General features: G+C 70.0%; 16 protein-coding genes. 1 reads left to right on the top strand and 15 read right to left on the bottom strand.

Going from position 1 to position 15,945, the window contains the following annotated elements; all coding sequences use genetic code 11:
• Nucleotides 1-128: 128 nt before the first annotated feature.
• The 8 genes from leuA to A4A78_RS15060 form a co-directional block, all read right to left on the bottom strand.
• Nucleotides 129-1,838, bottom strand: a complete 1,710-nt coding sequence (gene leuA / locus A4A78_RS15090) for a 2-isopropylmalate synthase (protein ID WP_197466701.1) — start codon at nt 1,836-1,838, stop codon at nt 129-131.
• A 372-nt stretch (nt 1,839-2,210) separates the two neighbouring features.
• Nucleotides 2,211-2,732, bottom strand: a complete 522-nt coding sequence (locus A4A78_RS15085; RefSeq protein WP_231881066.1) for a PKD domain-containing protein — start codon at nt 2,730-2,732, stop codon at nt 2,211-2,213.
• Between the two features lie 592 nt (nt 2,733-3,324).
• Nucleotides 3,325-3,981 (bottom strand): DUF6318 family protein, encoded by a 657-nt coding sequence (locus A4A78_RS18280; RefSeq protein WP_082835371.1) that lies wholly within the window; start codon nt 3,979-3,981, stop codon nt 3,325-3,327.
• A 97-nt stretch (nt 3,982-4,078) separates the two neighbouring features.
• Nucleotides 4,079-5,068 carry a GTPase Era gene (gene era, locus A4A78_RS15080; RefSeq protein WP_062950687.1) on the bottom strand — a complete coding sequence of 330 codons (990 nt, stop codon included), beginning with the start codon at nt 5,066-5,068 and terminating at the stop codon, nt 4,079-4,081.
• Nucleotides 5,058-6,398, bottom strand: a complete 1,341-nt coding sequence (locus tag A4A78_RS15075) for a hemolysin family protein (protein ID WP_062950685.1) — start codon at nt 6,396-6,398, stop codon at nt 5,058-5,060. The genes era and A4A78_RS15075 overlap by 11 nt, the downstream gene beginning before the upstream one ends.
• A gap of 116 nt (nt 6,399-6,514) precedes the next feature.
• The gene (ybeY, locus tag A4A78_RS15070; protein WP_010551690.1) at nt 6,515-6,976 is read right to left on the bottom strand and encodes an rRNA maturation RNase YbeY; all 462 of its coding nucleotides are present in this window, start codon (nt 6,974-6,976) and stop codon (nt 6,515-6,517) included.
• Between the two features lie 2 nt (nt 6,977-6,978).
• Nucleotides 6,979-8,025, bottom strand: a complete 1,047-nt coding sequence (locus tag A4A78_RS15065) for a PhoH family protein (RefSeq protein ID WP_062950682.1) — start codon at nt 8,023-8,025, stop codon at nt 6,979-6,981.
• A complete protein-coding gene (locus A4A78_RS15060) occupies nt 8,022-8,396 on the bottom strand; it encodes a histidine triad nucleotide-binding protein (protein ID WP_062950680.1) in 375 nt (124 codons plus the stop codon). The genes A4A78_RS15065 and A4A78_RS15060 overlap by 4 nt, the downstream gene beginning before the upstream one ends.
• A 77-nt stretch (nt 8,397-8,473) precedes the next feature.
• On the opposite strand from A4A78_RS15060, the gene A4A78_RS15055 reads away from it, so the two are divergent.
• A complete protein-coding gene (locus A4A78_RS15055; protein ID WP_062950671.1) occupies nt 8,474-9,016 on the top strand; it encodes an NADPH-dependent FMN reductase in 543 nt (180 codons plus the stop codon).
• Nucleotides 9,017-9,070: 54 nt separating this feature from the next.
• Here A4A78_RS15055 and A4A78_RS15050 read toward each other — a convergent pair whose 3' ends face one another.
• The 7 genes from A4A78_RS15050 to hrcA all read right to left on the bottom strand — a co-directional run bounded on the left by A4A78_RS15050 (nt 9,071) and on the right by hrcA (nt 15,926).
• Entirely contained in the window at nt 9,071-9,913 is an 843-nt protein-coding gene (locus A4A78_RS15050) for an ABC transporter permease (RefSeq protein ID WP_156488642.1), read from the bottom strand.
• Nucleotides 9,906-10,751 carry an ABC-2 family transporter protein gene (locus tag A4A78_RS15045; protein WP_062950668.1) on the bottom strand — a complete coding sequence of 282 codons (846 nt, stop codon included), beginning with the start codon at nt 10,749-10,751 and terminating at the stop codon, nt 9,906-9,908. Before A4A78_RS15045 ends, A4A78_RS15050 begins: the two co-directional genes overlap by 8 nt.
• Nucleotides 10,748-11,743 carry an ATP-binding cassette domain-containing protein gene (locus A4A78_RS15040; RefSeq protein WP_062950666.1) on the bottom strand — a complete coding sequence of 332 codons (996 nt, stop codon included), beginning with the start codon at nt 11,741-11,743 and terminating at the stop codon, nt 10,748-10,750. The genes A4A78_RS15045 and A4A78_RS15040 overlap by 4 nt, the downstream gene beginning before the upstream one ends.
• Complete coding sequence (locus tag A4A78_RS15035; protein WP_062950665.1) at nt 11,740-12,861, bottom strand: glycosyltransferase family 1 protein; 1,122 nt, start codon at nt 12,859-12,861, stop codon at nt 11,740-11,742. Before A4A78_RS15035 ends, A4A78_RS15040 begins: the two co-directional genes overlap by 4 nt.
• A 70-nt stretch (nt 12,862-12,931) precedes the next feature.
• Complete coding sequence (locus A4A78_RS15030) at nt 12,932-13,720, bottom strand: 16S rRNA (uracil(1498)-N(3))-methyltransferase (RefSeq protein WP_062950664.1); 789 nt, start codon at nt 13,718-13,720, stop codon at nt 12,932-12,934.
• Nucleotides 13,721-13,733: 13 nt separating this feature from the next.
• Entirely contained in the window at nt 13,734-14,852 is a 1,119-nt protein-coding gene (gene dnaJ, locus A4A78_RS15025) for a molecular chaperone DnaJ (protein ID WP_062950663.1), read from the bottom strand.
• A 72-nt stretch (nt 14,853-14,924) separates the two neighbouring features.
• Nucleotides 14,925-15,926: a heat-inducible transcriptional repressor HrcA gene (gene hrcA, locus A4A78_RS15020; protein ID WP_062950662.1), complete on the bottom strand. Its 1,002-nt coding sequence runs from the start codon at nt 15,924-15,926 to the stop codon at nt 14,925-14,927.
• Nucleotides 15,927-15,945: the final 19 nt, after the last annotated feature.

Below are 15,945 nucleotides of genomic sequence, written 5' to 3'. Positions count from 1 at the left end.
GGGAGGTACCAGAAATCTGGTACCTCCCGTCGAACTCGTCCGTCGGAGCGAGGGGCCATCGCGCCCCGCAGCGCACCCCGACTCCGCCGCCACGGCGCAGGGCGCATCCGCACCCTGCACCGTCTCGCTCAGGCCCGGGAGCGGGCGTTGCGGTTCAGCGCGGAGGTGATCGCCTCGAGGGAGGCGCGGGTGATCGAGCCGTCGATGCCGACGCCCCAGAAGATCCGGTCGTCGATCTCGCACTCGATGTAGGAGGCGGCGAGGGAGTCGTCGCCCTCGGTCAGGGCGTGCTCGGCGTAGTCGAGGATGCGCACGTCGATCTTCCTCTCGGCCAGCGCCTTGACGAAGCCGTCCAGCGGGCCGTTGCCGATGCCGGTGATCTCGTGCTCCTCGCCGTCGACGACGAGGGTGACGGTGATGCGGTCGGCGCCGTCGCCGGCGGACTCCTGGCGCACGTCGCGGAAGCTGTAGCGGCCCCAGCGGCGCGAGTCGTCCTTCGCCGGCAGGTACTCGTCGGAGAACACGTCCCACAGCGTCTCGGGGCTGACCTCGCCGCCGTCAGAGTCGGTCCTCTGCTGGACGATGCCGGAGAACTCGATCTGCAGGCGGCGCGGGAGGTCCAGCCCGTGCTCGGTGCGCAGCAGGTAGGCCATGCCGCCCTTGCCGGACTGCGAGTTCACGCGGATCACAGCCTCGTAGGAGCGGCCGAGATCCTTGGGGTCCACGGGCAGGTAGGGCACGCGCCAGACCATGTCGTCGACGGCCTTGCCGGCCTTCTCCGCGTCGGCCTCCATGCGCTCGAGGCCCTTCTTGATGGCGTCCTGATGGGAGCCGGAGAAGGCGGTGAACACGAGGTCGCCGCCGTAAGGGCTGCGCTCGGGGACGGGCATCTGGTTGCAGTGCTCGACGGTGCGGCGCACCTCGTCGAGGTCGGAGAAGTCGATCTGCGGGTCGATGCCCTGGCTGAACAGGTTCAGCCCCAGCGTCACGAGGTCGACGTTGCCGGTGCGCTCGCCGTTGCCGAACAGGCAGCCCTCGATGCGGTCGGCGCCGGCCAGGTAGCCGAGCTCGGCGGCGGCCACGCCGGTGCCGCGGTCGTTGTGGGGGTGCAGGGACAGCACGATCGAGTCGCGGCAGTCCAGGTGGCGGTGCATCCACTCGATCGAGTCGGCGTAGACGTTCGGGGTCGCCATCTCGACGGTCGCCGGCAGGTTGATGATCATTCTGTCCTGCGGCGTGGGCTTGATGACGTCGATGACGGAGTTGCACACGCGCAGGGCGTACTCGAGCTCGGTGCCGGTGTAGGACTCCGGGGAGTACTGGTAGGTGACGGCCGTGTCCGGGATCGTCTCCTCGTACTTCTTGCACAGCAGCGCGCCCTGCACGGCGATGTCGAGCACGGCGTCCTCGTCGGCGCGGAAGACGACATCGCGCTGCACGACCGAGGTGGAGTTGTAGAGGTGGACGACCGCGCGCTTGGCGCCCGAGATCGCCTGGTAGGTGCGCTCGATGAGGTGCTCACGGGACTGGGTGAGGACCTGGATCGACACGTCCTCCGGGATGCGGTCCTCCTCGATGAGGGTGCGCACGAAGTCGTAGTCCGTCTTGGAGGCCGACGGGAAGCCGACCTCGATCTCCTTGTAGCCCATCTTCACCAGGAGCTCGAACATGCGCAGCTTGCGCTCGGAGTTCATGGGATCGATGAGGGCCTGGTTGCCGTCGCGCAGGTCGACCGCGCACCAGCGGGGGGCGCGGGTGATGCGGCGGGTGGGCCAGGTGCGGTCGGGGAGCTCGACCTGAATCTGCTCGTGGAAGGGCAGGTACTTGTGGGTCGGCATGCCCGAGGGCTGCTGGGGCGCGTCGCCCGTGGTGCCGACGACGGGGGTCGCGGGGTCGCCCTCGGCGGCGACGGTCGCGGTGTTTGCGGTGCTCGTGGAGTCAGTCATTTCAGGTCCTTCTCGCTGGGTTTGCCGGTCGCCGGACAGCACGTCAGCCGCGACAGGTTCCCGGCGGTTCAGGACCCGTCGCGGCGTCTAAGCAGGAGCAGCGATCCACGCACGATGGCCACGTTAGCACCGTCACCCCGGCCGCTCGGGGCGGCTCACGATGCGAACATGCGGGAGGTCGTTGCGTCTCCGCCGACGACCGTCCCGATCTCCAGCCCCACACACGCTGCGTTCAAGCCCGCGATTGCCATGCGGACCCTCACTTCAGATCTCGCGATGACGTGCGTCGGGATCCTGAGGACCTTCGGTCTCCGGAGAACGCTCGGGCACCCACGGATCCTCGTCCTCGTCCACCGGCACGTCGCCGTTCACCAGTCGGGACTCGAGGGACTTCGAGTAGAGCGCGATGGGTTCGGAGGCGACCTCGATCGTGCCGTCGATGTCCTGCCACTCACCGCCGTCCACGGAGAACTGGCCGGCGAAGGTCGTGGTCAGAGTGACGTCGTACCAGCCCTCCCCCGAGTACTTCGCCGACACCTCTTCCGACGGGTACGGCTTGCCCGGCTTGCTCGTGGTGATCGTGTTCCCGTCCCCGAGATCCCAGTGATACGAGGTGGGGATCGCCCGCACCGCCACCGGGGTGCCGAGCAGCTCCGTCTGCAGCGTCTGCGCCTCTGACTCTGCGTGGAGAACATTGACCATCCCGGCTGGCAGCCATCCGCGTTCCGGCCCTGCGCTGGCCACGGACGGCTTCACCGGCAGCTTCGCGAAGTCGCTCTGGGTCACGATGATCACCACTGGTTCGGGTGCCGACTCCCCAGCAGGTGCGGCGCCGGAGTTGCCACGGGGCGCCGAGTCCAGTGGCTGGCGGCACCTGAAACCATTGCTCGAATCAGTCCCGGTCTTCGTGTCTCGCGTGATTGATTCGTATGTGACGTCGCCCGGATTGCCTCGCGAGCCCGACCCCGGCACAGCAAGGATCTCTCCCGAGTTGATGCTGTAACTCGGCCCTGAATTGCATACTGTGCGATCAGCACGGCAAGCACCTTCTATAGGGCCCTTCCTTTCGTCAGACAAGGTGCAGTTCCACCGAGGCTCCTCCTCGACCCGGAGCAATAAGTCGTAGAATCGGGGTGGGGGTTTAGGAGGAGCGCCATCTTGAGCACCCTTCCCGCGTTTATTATCCAGCTGCACCGAACTGTCATCGGTCCCGTCACCATCTGCGGCCGCTGGAACCTCATGCATCTCTTCTAGACCCACACCAACACCCGAATCGTCAAGATTCCCCTTTGGCTCCTGGCCAGCATATGCAACATTCTCAAAGAGCATAGAAAAGATCAGAGCAAGAAGCGCGACGATCGCCGTGCGTTCCACTCGCTTACCCCACTGTGCGACTATGGACAGCAGGCCCCCACTCCCCCTTGAGACCCCCAACCTTCCACCCCTGCGGAGTCCAGTCCATTCCCCCGATCAAAGAATACTCCACCGGGTCGTACTCTTCCGGCTCACCAGTCTCCAAATTGGGTCGCTCGTGAGCGGGCACGGTGAACGAGTATCCAATTTCATACTTGAAATTCTCGGACTGATGAGGAGTCGTGGCTACATCTTCGACTTTGAACGCGCTCCAGTACCTTTCGAGCTCACGCAACTTCGGTACATCCTCTGTAAATCCGGGACACCCCTCACAAGACGCAACCTCCATCTCGCTACTCAGAGAGTCATCCCCAGTCTGATGGGCCCACATTGAGGCTGCGACGTAGTACCTGAATGCCTGGATCGCACCCTCTTCGGTGTTCTCATTCATCCCCGGATAGTCCGCAGGATCCGGCGCGGGTACGTCCGGTGCCGCGCTCGGCGAGGCGTCGTCGCCTCCCCCATCGCTCGCGGCGCCGTCATCGCCACCCCCATCGCTCGATCCGGAGATGTCGATGCTGGGCGGCGGCGTGGTCACGGGACCGTCTCCGCCCTCACCGCATGCGGCGAGTCCGAGGAGAAGAGTGCAGGCTGCGGCGGCGCTGAGGAGGCGTCGGGGCATGGGTGGTGCCTTCCGAGGAGTGGGACGGATCACCGTTACCGTACTCAGCAGTTACCCAGGTCCGCCATCGAACCCCGGAAATGTGGACAACCTGCCGTCAGAACCCCAGGCGACCCAGCTGCTTCGGATCCCGCTGCCATTCCTTCGCGACCTTGACCCGCAGGTCCAGGTGCACCTTCCGGCCCAGCAGCGCGTTGATCTCGCTGCGCGCCCGGGAGCCGACCTCCTTCAGGCGCGAGCCGCCGCGCCCGATGATGATGCCCTTCTGGCTGTCGCGCTCCACGAACAGCGTCGCCCGCACCACGAGCCGTCCGGTGCCGGGCTCGACCGGGGTGAACGCATCCCCGTCGGGGTCGACCTCGACGACCTCCTCGACGACCACGGCGATCGAGTGCGGCAGCTCGTCGCGCACGCCCTCCAGCGCCGCCTCGCGGATCAGCTCGGAGATGCGGTCATCCCGGGTCTCCTCGGTGAGCTGGTCGTCGGGATAGAGCTGCGGGCCCTCCGGCAGCTGCCGGGTGACGACGTCCATCAGCACGTCGATCTGCTCGCCCTTGACGGCGGAGATCGGCACGATCTCGTCGAAGTCCATGAGCTGGTCGACGTTCATCAGGTGCTCGGCCAGTACGTCGCGCCCCACCAGATCGATCTTGGTGACGATCGCGACCACACGGGGTCCCCGTCGGCCGGTGCGCATCTCGACCAGGTCCTCGGCGATGAACCGGTCGCCGGGGCCGATCTTCTGGTCGGCGGGCAGGCAGAATCCCACCACGTCGACCTCGCCGAGGGTCTCGCGCACGAGGTCGTTCAGCCGCTCCCCGAGGAGCGTGCGGGGACGGTGCACTCCCGGGGTGTCCACGAGGATGATCTGGGAGTCCTCGCGGGTGACGATGCCGCGGATCGCGCGCCGCGTGGTCTGCGGCTTGGTCGAGGTGATCGCGACCTTCTCCCCCACCAGCGCGTTGGTGAGGGTGGACTTGCCGACGTTGGGTCGGCCGACGAGGGCGACGAATCCCGCCCGGTGCACGCCGCCGCTCTCCACTCCGGTGCCGTCGGCGGTGCCGGGCACCTGCTGCTCATCGCTCATGGGAATCCTCCTGGTCTCGGTCCTCGTCCTCGTCGTCGGCCGCCCTGCTCACCAGCACCGTGGAGAGCCGTTTGCGTCGGCCGGCCGTGCGCTCCGCCTCGAGATCGAGGCCGAGGGCGGTGGCGGTGCTGCCGGGGATCGGCACCCGCCCGGTGGTCTTGGCGAGCAGCCCGCCGACGGAGTCGATGTCGTCGTCGTCGATGTCGAGGTCGAACAGCTCCCCCACCTCGGACAGGCTCGCGCGGGCGGGCACCCGGTAGCGGCCGCCGCCGAGGTCCTCGATCTCGGGCTCGCGCCGATCGTGCTCGTCGGCGATCTCGCCGACGATCTCCTCGAGGACGTCCTCGATGGTGACGATGCCGGCCACTCCCCCGTACTCGTCCACCAGCACGGTGATGTGCACATGGCTGGTCTGCATCTGGCGCAGCACCTCGTCGGCCGGGACGAACTCGGGCGCGAACCGGGCCGGGCGCATCACCTCGCTGACGGGCCGCTGCGGGCGCGGGTCCCAGGGCGAGTGGATCGCGCGCATCACGTCCTTGACGTAGAGCATGCCGCGCAGGTCGTCGACGTTCTCGCCGATCACGGGGATCCGGGAGAAGCCCGAGCGGACGAACAGCCGCATCGCCTTCTCGGCGCTGGAATCGGCGCTGATGGTGACCATGTCGGGGCGGGGCACCATCAGCTCTCGCACCATCGTGCCGCGCAGGTCGAAGACGCCCTGGATCATGTCGCGCTCTCCGTCGCGGACGTGCTCGTCCTCGAGGGCGCGGTCGACGTTGCGACGAGCCTTCTCGGCACGCTCCTCGGGATCCTCCTGGCTGCCGGCGCGGGCGGCGAGGGACGCGCCGAGGTTCGCGAGCGCGCTCGCGGGCACCCACAGCACCCACCGCATCACGGCGACGAGGCCGCGGGAGGAGATCAGCACCGATTCGGCGCGGCGCCGGCCGATGGTGCGCGGGGAGATCGCGAGCATCAGCAGCGCCATCAGCCCGGCGATGAGCAGCGTGGCCAGCAGCGGCAGCGCCCAGCCCTCGCCGGGTCGCAGCTCGGCATGGGCGGAGAAGCAGATCGCGGCGATCGCCGTGACCATGACGGTCTCGCCGAGCACGCGGCCCAGGGAGACGGAGGCGAGGGTGCGGCCGGAATCCGCGTGCTGGTGCAGGACCCGCTCACGGACGGCGGCGGGCTGGTCCGCGACCGCCTTCTCGAGCGTGCCGCGGCTGACGGCGAGCTGGGCGGCGTCGACCGCGGTGAGCACCGCCGAGACGATCCCTCCGACGAGCGCGAGCGGGACGAGGACGAGCAGGGCGAGGCTGAGCGCGCTCACGGGCGCCCTCCTCGGGTCGACGAACGCGGGGCGAGAGCCGCACCGCGCGGGTCCGACGGGGTGGGCGTCGGAGCGGCGCGGTGCCCGGGAGGTTGATCAGGCTGGGACATCGCGGCTCAGGCGCTCGGCCGCGAGGCGAGGAAGGTGAGCAGGAGCTTGCGCTGCAGATCGAACATCACCGTGCGCTCGTCCTCCTCCATGTGGTCGTAGCCCAGCAGGTGGAGGATCGAGTGGACGGTCAGCAGCAGCATCTCCTCGACGGCGCTGTGCCCTGACTCGGCGGCCTGCTTCGCGGCGACGCTCGGGCACAGCACCACGTCGCCCAGCAGTCCCTCCGGGGCGGGGTGCTCGGGGGTGCCGGGGGTGAGCTCGTCCATCGGGAAGCTCATCACGTCGGTGGGGCCGGGCAGGTCCAGCCACTGCACGTGCAGCTTCTCCATCGCCTCCTCGTCCACGAAGATGATCGACATCTCGGTGGCGGGGTGGAGGTGCATCGCCTCGAACACGAAGCGGCTCAGCTCCACGAACTCGCGCTCGTCGACGACGGCGGTGGTCTCGTTGCGGATCTCGATGGTCATGCTCAGTTCCCCTTGCTGCCGCGGTGGCGGGAGTCGCGGGTGCCGCCGGGTCGGATCTCCCAGCGCCCGTACGCCTCGACGATGTCGCTGACCAGCCGGTGGCGCACCACGTCCCGGGAGGACAAGCGGCAGAAGGAGATGTCGTCGATGCCGGAGAGGACGTTCTCGACCACGCGCAGGCCGCTCTGGTGCCCGCCGGGGAGGTCGACCTGGGTGACGTCGCCGGTGACGACCATGGTGGAGTTGAAGCCGAGGCGGGTGAGGAACATCTTCATCTGCTCGGGCGTCGTGTTCTGCGCCTCGTCGAGGATGATGAAGGCGTCGTTGAGAGTGCGACCGCGCATGTACGCCAGGGGCGCGACCTCGATGGTGCCCGCGCCCATCAGACGCGGGATCGACTCGGGGTCGAGCATGTCGTGCAGCGCGTCGTAGAGCGGGCGCAGGTAGGGGTCGATCTTCTCGTTCAGCGAGCCGGGAAGGAAGCCGAGCCGCTCGCCCGCCTCAACCGCGGGACGGGTGAGGATGATGCGGTTGATCTGCTTGGAGAGCAGCTTCTGCACCGCCATCGCGACGGCGAGATAGGTCTTGCCGGTGCCGGCCGGGCCGATCCCGAAGGTGATCGTGGAGCTCTCGATCGCCTCGATGTAGCTCTTCTGCCCCATGGTCTTGGGGCGGATGGTGCGGCCTCGCGACGAGAGGATCGTGCGGGAGAGCACCTCCTCGAGCTTGCGGCCGCTCGCCCGGTCGTCGCCGAAGAGGTTCGCGGCGCGCTGCACGGCCTCGGCGGTGACGGGCTGGCCGGTGCTGGCCAGCTCGATGAGGGAGCGCATGATGTGCTCGCCGCGGCGCAGCGCGTCGTCGGTGCCGCGCAGGGTCACCTGGTGTCCGCGCACGTGCACGTCGGTGTCGGGGACGGCGTCCTCGAGGGCGGCCAGCGCCTGGTCGTTCTCCCCGAGCACCTGGAAGGGGCTGAGATGGTCAGGGATCGCCAGCTTCCGCTCGCGCACCTCGGGGGCGCGTCCGGGAGCCGGGCTGAGGGGGTCTGTCACAGTTCTCCTTCTGCGAGCGTCCCGCCCGCGAGGACGTGCGCGTGCACGTGGAAGACGGTCTGTCCGGCGCTCGCGCCGGTGTTGAAGACGAGGCGGAAGTCGCCGTCGGCCTGCTCGGCGGCGACTTTCGCGGCGACGGTGGCGGTGTGGGCGAGGAGCGCGGGGTCCTCGGCGAGCTCGGTCACGTCGCGGCGGTGCTCGCGCGGGACCACCAGGACGTGGACGGGCGCCTGCGGATGGAGGTCCTTGAAGGCGATGACCTTCTCGTCCTCGTGGACCCGATCCGAGGGGATCTCCCCGGCGAGGATCCGGCAGAAGATGCAGTCGGGATCGTGACGCAGTGTGTCGTTCTGGTTGACGCTCGTACCCATGGTCGCGAGTCTACGGGAGCGACGAACACCACCCCTCCTTGGGGAAGCCCCCGGAAGTATGAGAAGTTTAAAGGACTATGACGAAGCTCGGAATCCTCCTCAGCAGTGCCCGCCCCAACCGCGTCGGCGAGAAGGTGGCCCAGTGGGTCAGCGCCTCGGCCGACGGCCGCTTCGAGATCGACCTCATCGACCTGCGCGAGGTCGCCCTGCCCTCTTTCGACGAGCCCTCCTCGCCGAAGTCCGGCGCCGAGAAGACCACCGACCACGGCCGTTCCTGGGCCGAGCGGATCGCCGCGCTCGACGCGATCGTGATCCTCACCCCGCAGTACAACGGCTCCTACCCGGGCGCCCTGAAGAATGCGATCGACTTCCTGTTCCACGAGTGGGAGAACCTGCCGACGATCCTGGTCGGCTACGGCTGGGGTGCGGCGAACGAGGTGCTGCCGCTGCTGGAGACCCTGATGGGCCGCGTGGGCGCCGACGTGCTCGGCTCCGTGGGCCTCGGCTTCCGCGAGGACCTCTCCGTCGAGGGCGAGCTGTTCGTCACCGAGGAGAAGGCCGCCGTGCTCGAGACCGCACTGGCCGCGCTCGAGGCGAAGGTGCTCTCCCCGGTCGGCTGACGACCGCTGCTTCACCTGGACCCCGTCGGCGCCTCGCGTCGGCGGGGTCCTCTGTCAGTGCCCGGGGCTCGAGTACCAGCGGGACATCCTGCGGAAGAGCGCGATGCCGACGGCCATCAGCAGCGGTCCGGCCAGCGGGGACAGCTGGGCCATCCACACCGGCACCACGAGCTCCCCGGTGCGCCCCAGGAGCACGGTCGTGGGCAGGTACGCCATGAACGCGAGCGGGACCAGGAAGGTCAGCAGCCAGGTGCCGGCGGTGCCGAAGATCGTCATGGGATAGGCGCCGAAGTCGGTCAGGACCCGGTCGACCATGTCCTTGATCCGCACCAGCGGTCCCCAGCGGAAGTCGAGGGCCGACAGTCCGATCTGCAGCCCGGCCTCCACCAGTCCGCCCCCGAGCGCGGCGAGCACGAGGTAGAGGATCATCCCTGCGCTCCACTCGGCCCCGATCAGGTTCGCGGCGGTGACCAGGATCGCGAGGCCCAGCACGAGGTCGCCTATCGTGCCGGGGTTGAAGTGGCGGGTGAGCAGCTGCATCAGCGGGCCGGCAGGGCGCAGCAGGAAGCGGTCCCAGTCGCCGTTGCGGATCGCCTGGGCGCTGCCGCGGTGCTGCCCGAAGTTGATGGTGCACACGCCGTGGGCGGTGAGCCGCAGCCCGTAGAGGAAGGCGACCTCGCCCACGCTCCATCCGGCGATCGCGCCGAACGCGCCGAGGAGCACGGAGATGAAGGCGAGCTGCGTGCCCTGGATCGCGGCGCTGCCCAGGAACATCATCACGAGATTCGCGCGGTGGACGCGCATGCTGCGCCAGGTGCCCTGCACGAGCACCAGATAGGTCCGCCATGCGGGGATCGGTCGCGCCGCCGTCGCGCGGCGCGGAGGAGACTCAGCCACCGAAGATCACCAGCCTCCGGATCGCTCGACGCCACAGGAGAGCGGCGAGGAGCACGAGGACGAGCACCCACAGCGCCTGCACCCCGATCGCCGTGAGGGTGTGCGGCCCGGGCGCGGGGTCGACGTAGATCGTCAGCGGCACGAACACCTGCGAGGAGAACGGCAGGAGGGAGAGTCCGCCGCTCAACCAGTCGGGCATGAACCACAGCGGGATCAGCGCCCCGGAGCTGAACTGCACGAACATCCGGTAGATGTGGAAGGCGCCGGAGACCTCGAGGGTCCAGAAGCCGACCAGCCCGATCATGAAGTTGAGGATCTGGGCGATCGTGAATCCGAGCAGGATCGAGAGCGCGAAGGCGAGCCCGGACAGGGGCGAGCCGGGCGCGTCGAGCGCTCCGAGGAGCAGGCCGACGCCGAGCGCGATCCCGGCGGCGGGCAGCTGCGCGGCGGCGGCGCCGGCCTGCTGCGCAAGCGTCATCGGCACCGCCGAGAGCGGCCGCATGACATCGAAGGCGATGGCGCCGGTGCGGAGGCGGCCGTACAGGGTGTCGTAGACGAAGGGCTGGAACACGGTGGCGATGACGGCGCCGAGCACCGCGTAGGTGATCGCGTCGTCCTGGCCGACGCCCGCGACCTCGGTGCGGGCGCCGTACACCGCGGTCCACACCAGCATCACGAGCACCACCTGGAGCGTCGCCCCGATGATTCCGCTCCAGGTCGCGGCGCGGAACACGAACTGCGCTCGCCAGGCCTGGCCGGCGCAGGCGAGCAGCGCGCGAGAGCCCGCAGCGGTCCCGAGACGCGCGGGCACGATGCGCTCGGGGGCGGCAGCGCTCATCGGCGCGCCTCCCCGTCGAGGTAGATCTGCCGGATGACGTCCTCGACGCCGGGCTCGCGGGAGGTGATGTCGGTGACCTCGAGGGCGGTGGTGATCCGGTGGATGGCGGCGGGCGCGGAGATGACCGCGGGGTCGAAGCGGAAGGTGGCCAGCAGGTCGTCTCCGTCGGGTCGGCTGCCCGTCAGCTCCGGCCCGTCCACTCGGAGGTCCTCCGGCACGTGCGGGGCGCGCACCACGATCTCGCGGTAGGGCGCGTAGCGGGAGCGCAGCGCGTCGAGGCCGCCGTCGTACAGGATCCGTCCCTCGTCGATGATCACGACCCGCTGTGCGAGGTGCTCGATGTCGGCGATGTCGTGGGTGGTCAGCAGCACGGTCGTGCCCTCGCTGCGATTCTGCTCCGCGATGAACTCGCGGATGCGCACCTTGGCGACGACGTCGAGGCCCACGGTCGGCTCGTCGAGGTAGAGCACCGGCGGGCGGTAGAGCATCGCGGCGACGAGGTCACCGCGCATCCGCTGACCGAGGGACAGGGAGCGCACGGCGGTGTCCATGAACGGTCCCATGTCCAGGAGGTCCACGAAGACGTCGAGCGAGCGGAGGTAGTCGGCGCGGTTCAGTCCGTACAGGCGCGAGATCAGCTCGAAGGACTCCCTCAGCGGCAGATCGGTCCACAGCTGGGTGCGCTGGCCGAACACCGCGCCGATGTTCAGGGCGTTCGCGCGCCGGTCCTGCCAGGGCACGATCCCCTCGACCTCGATGTGGCCGGAGGTGGGCACGAGGATCCCGGTGAGCATCTTGATGGTGGTGGACTTCCCGGCGCCGTTGGGGCCGAGATAGCCGACGATCTCGCCATCGTCGACCTGTAGAGAGACGTCGTCGACCGCCCGCGAGACGACCTTCCCGGTGCTGAGGAAGGAGCGGATCCCGGAGAACCTTCCGTCGACCCGGCGCGGCCTCGTGAACTCCTTGACGAGATGCTCGGCCCGGATCATCGGGGTGATCCGGCGAAGCGGTCGATCGCCGTGCGCAGCCCCTCGACGGTGGCCTCGGCGGTACGCTCCCAGCCGAAGCCCGCGGCCCGAGCCAGGCCCTGAGCACGCATCCACTCCCGCTTCGGCCCGTCGCCGAGGAGCGAGGCGATCCCCTCGCGCAGGCCGTCGACCCCGGGGCGGGCGTACTCCGCCGCCTCCCCGAGCACCTCGGCGAGGGCGGAGTTGCGGGAGGTGAGGACGGGCGCGCCGGAGCTCATCGCCTCGAGCGGACCGAGCCCGAAGCCCTCGTACTCGCTCGGGTAGACGAACAGCTCGCAGCGGCGGTACCAGGCCGGCAGCTCCGCGTCGGGGATCCGCCCGGTGAGCAGGATCCGCTCGCGGACCGGGCTGGCGGCCTGCAGCGACCGTGCGCGCTCGTCGTCCCGGACCCCGACGAGCACCAGGTGCATCTCCTGCGGTATCGCTTGCTCCAGGGCGAGGCTCGAGAACGCCTCGATCAGGTGGTCGAGCCGCTTGCGCCGATGGCTGCCGCCGACGTTGAGCAGGTAGGACGAGGGCGCCCCCGCCGGCGGCAGGGATCCGGGCTCACCCACGAGCCGCGGCGCGAGCGGGGTGACCGCGACCGGCGCCTCCGGGTTCCAGCGCTCGATCGCGTCGCGACGGGTCGACTCCGAGACCGCGAGGACGACGTCGGCGACCGAGAGCGCCCGCAGGGTCTGCTCGCGAAGGTAGTCACGGGTCTCCGCGCCGTAGAACTGCGGAAAGCGCTCGAACATGTCGTCGTGGACGGTGACGGCCTGGGGACGATCGTGCCCGGGTGGGAGCATGAACGCCGGCCCGAGGTGCACCTCGGACGCGATCTCGTCGAGGGCGGCCGGGAGCACACGGTCGGTCCAGGTGACGCCTGGGCGCTCCCCCGCCACGTCGAGGAGCTCGAGCCGGTGGATCCTCGCCGAGGCGGGGAGGTCGGCGAACTCCGGGAGCGGCTGCGCCTCGGGCAGGAGGATGTCCAGCTCCACGTCGTCCCGGGCGGCGAGAGCGGAGCAGAGACCGCCGATGTAGCTGATGAATCCCCCGAAACCGGGGCTGGCCACGAAGGCGTCGACGCTGACTCGCATGGGTCACGAGCCTTGCAGGGAGACACCGGGCGCACAAGCGGTTTCCCGGAATCCCCTCGGATCCGACGGCTCAGCCCCAGCGGCCCACCAGCGCGCTGAGCACCGCGAGGGCTGCGGGGCCGGCGGTGGAGGAGCGCAGCACCTCGGGGCCCAGCAGCACCGTCCGGGCACCGGCCTCGCGCAGCGCCTCCAGCTCGGACTCGTCGATCCCGCCCTCGGGGCCGACGACCACGACGATCTCCTCGATGCCGGCCTCGCTCGCACCGCGCAGCTCCTCGGCGAGGCTCATCACGCCGACGGACTCCTGCTCGTGCAGGACGAGCACGAGAGTCCCGTCGGCCGCGCGGGCGCGCAGGTCCTCGACCAGCGCGCTCGTGGTCATCGGGGCGTCGACGGCGGGGATGCCGGGCCGGCGGCACTGCTTGACGGCGGCGCGGGCGGTGCCCTCCCACTTCGCGCGGCCCTTGGCGAGCTTCTCCCCGCGCCACACGGAGACGGAGCGCTTCGCGATCCACGGGACGATGCGGTCGACGCCGAGCTCGGTCGCGGATTCCACGGCCTGCTCGTCGCGGCCGCCGGTGGCGAGGGCCTGCACCAGCGCGAGGCGGGGCAGGCGCTGCACGGCCGGGGACGGATCCGCGAGCAGGCGCAGGTCGAGCGCCTCCTTGCGGGCGGCGGTGACCTCGGCGAGGACCTGTCGGCCGGGGGCGTCGGTGAGGAGCAGCTGCTCCCCCACCCCGATCCGGGCGACCTTGGCCGCGTGGCGGCCTTCGTCGCCGGCGAGCTCGAGCTGGTCTCCCTCACGGGCGGCGGCGAGGGCCTCGTCGAGGATCAGGAAGCCGGGCGGGGTGGTGGGCACTGGCTCTCCCGTCTCAGAGGTTCAGGCGCTCGCGGAGCTTCGCGAACGGGCCGCCGTGGTTCTTGGGGCGGGTGGCCTCGTCGCCGCGGAGGGCGGCGAAGCGCTCGAGCAGCTCGCGCTCCTCGTCGGTGAGCGCGGTGGGCACGTCCACGTCGAGGACCACGCGGATGTCGCCGCGGCGCTCGCGGCGCAGCGGGGTCACGCCGAGGCCCTTGAGGAGGATCTCCTCGCCGGGCTGGGCGCCGGGGCGGATGGCGAGCTCCTGCTCCCCGTCGAAGGTCTCCAGCGGGATCGTCGCGCCGAGCGCGGCGGTGGTCATCGGCACCGCGACCGTGGTGACGAGGTCGTCGCCGGAGCGGTCGAACATCTCGTGGTCCTTGACGGACAGCTCCACGAAGAGGTCGCCGGAGGGGCCGCCGGCCTCGCCGGTCTCCCCCTCGCCGCGCAGCTGGATGCGGGTGCCGTTCTCGACGCCGGAGGGGATGCGCACGGTGACGGTGCGCTCGGTGGCGGTGCGGCCGTGGCCGGAGCAGCCGGTGCAGGGGCTCTCGATCACGTCGCCGTGGCCCTCGCAGGTGGGGCAGGGCGCCATGGTGACCATCTGGCCCAGCAGCGACTGCTGGACGCGCTGGACGTGGCCCGAGCCGTTGCAGGCGGTGCAACGGGTGGGGCTGGTGCCCGGCTCGGCGCAGGAGCCGGAGCAGCGCTCGCACAGCACGGCGGTGCGGAAGGTGACCTCCTGCTCGGTGCCGAAGACGACGTCGCGCAGCTCGATCTTCACTCGGCGCAGCACGTCGCCGCCGCGGCGCTGGCGCGGGACGGGGCCCTGGTTGCGCCCGCGCATCCCGGAGGCTCCGGCGAACATGTCGAAGATGTCGTTGAAATCGAAGCCGGCGCCGCCGCCGGGGAAGCCGCCCATGCCCGGGCCGCCTCCCATGTCGTACTGGCGACGCTTGTCCGCATGGGAGAGGGTCTCGTACGCCTGGGAGACCTTCTTGAACTTCTCCGCCGCCTCCGGGTCCGGGTTGACGTCCGGGTGGAGGGTGCGGGCGAGCTTGCGGTACGCCTTCTTGATCTCCTCGGTCGAGGCGTCGCGGGAGACGCCGAGCAGCTCGTAGTAGTCGTCGTTCACAGGCGTGGGTCCTTCACAGGGGGTCGGAGTTCGGTGACGGCCGGCGACGGGCGCGGAGGCCCGCCGGCGCGGTCATTCGAGGAATCGGGAGACGTAGCGGGCGATCGCCTGGACGGTCGAGATCCCGGCCGCGTAGTCCATGCGGCTGGGGCCGAGGATCGCGAGGTGGGAGCCCGCGCCGTAGCCCGCGCCGACGAGCGCGGCCTGGTGGAGCGCCCGGTCGTGGAGCTCGGTGCCGATCCGCACCTGCACATCCCCCGGGGAGACGTGCATCTCGGTGAACAGGCGCAGCAGCACCAGCTGCTCCTCGAGGACGTCCAGCAGCGGCTCGACGTCGCGGGCGAAGTCCTCGGCGGAGCGGGCGATGTTCGCGGTGCCCGCCATCATGATGCGGTCCTCGGCGCGGGTCGCGGCCAGCGCGGTGAGCGCCTCGGCCACCTCCGCGGCGGCGGGCCGCTCAGGGACGGGCAGGGACTCGAGGTAGTCCGTCAGCGGCACGGCGAGGTCGGTGACCTCCCGGCCGGCGACGGCGCGGTTGAGCTGGTCGCGCAGCGCCGCGTAGTACTCGGCGGGGCGACCGGCGACGACGGGGACGGTGCGCTGGTCCACCCGCCCCGACTCGGTGATCAGCACGACCAGCAGCAGCGAGTCCGCGACCTTCACGAGCTCGACGTGGCGGATGCGGGCCTGGCGCCGGGCCGGGTACTGCACCATCGCGACCTGCTGGGTGAGCTGGGCGAGGAGGCGCACGGTGCGGGCCAGGAGCTCCTCGACGTCCCCCGCGTCCTCGAGCAGGGTGCGGATCGCTCGCTTCTCGGCGACGGAGAGGGGCTTGACCATCGCGACGTGGTCGACGAAGGCGCGATATCCCTTGTCGGTGGGGACGCGGCCGGCGGAGGTGTGGGGCTGGTGGATCAGCCCCTCCTCCTCGAGGACGGACATGTCGTTGCGGACGGTCGCCGCGGAGACGCCGAGCTCGTGCCGCTCCAGCAGCGACTTCGAGCCGACGGGCTCGCGCGTGGAGACGTAGTCCTCGACGATGGCGCCGAGGATCTGGAGCTTGCGGTCGTCCATGTCGTGCACCTCCTGCCGC

The sequence above is a fragment of the Brachybacterium sp. sponge genome (genome assembly GCF_001613775.1).
GTDB classification, from domain to species: Bacteria; Actinomycetota; Actinomycetes; order Actinomycetales; family Dermabacteraceae; genus Brachybacterium; species Brachybacterium conglomeratum.
This window is presented reverse-complemented; position numbering and strand designations above follow the sequence as displayed.

Excerpts from the sequence above, each read along its gene's own strand:
- A4A78_RS15045 (WP_062950668.1), bottom strand. The coding sequence starts at position 10,751 with ATGAGCGCTGCCGCCCCCGAGCGCATCGTGCCCGCGCGTCTCGGGACC.
- A4A78_RS15055 (WP_062950671.1), top strand. The coding sequence starts at position 8,474 with ATGACGAAGCTCGGAATCCTCCTCAGCAGTGCCCGCCCCAACCGCGTC.
- A4A78_RS15060 (WP_062950680.1), bottom strand. The coding sequence starts at position 8,396 with ATGGGTACGAGCGTCAACCAGAACGACACACTGCGTCACGATCCCGAC.
- ybeY (WP_010551690.1), bottom strand. The coding sequence starts at position 6,976 with ATGACCATCGAGATCCGCAACGAGACCACCGCCGTCGTCGACGAGCGC.
- hrcA (WP_062950662.1), bottom strand. The coding sequence starts at position 15,926 with ATGGACGACCGCAAGCTCCAGATCCTCGGCGCCATCGTCGAGGACTAC.
- leuA (WP_197466701.1), bottom strand. The coding sequence starts at position 1,838 with ATGCCGACCCACAAGTACCTGCCCTTCCACGAGCAGATTCAGGTCGAG.
- A4A78_RS15040 (WP_062950666.1), bottom strand. The coding sequence starts at position 11,743 with ATGATCCGGGCCGAGCATCTCGTCAAGGAGTTCACGAGGCCGCGCCGG.
- era (WP_062950687.1), bottom strand. The coding sequence starts at position 5,068 with ATGAGCGATGAGCAGCAGGTGCCCGGCACCGCCGACGGCACCGGAGTG.
- A4A78_RS15035 (WP_062950665.1), bottom strand. The coding sequence starts at position 12,861 with ATGCGAGTCAGCGTCGACGCCTTCGTGGCCAGCCCCGGTTTCGGGGGA.
- A4A78_RS18280 (WP_082835371.1), bottom strand. The coding sequence starts at position 3,981 with ATGCCCCGACGCCTCCTCAGCGCCGCCGCAGCCTGCACTCTTCTCCTC.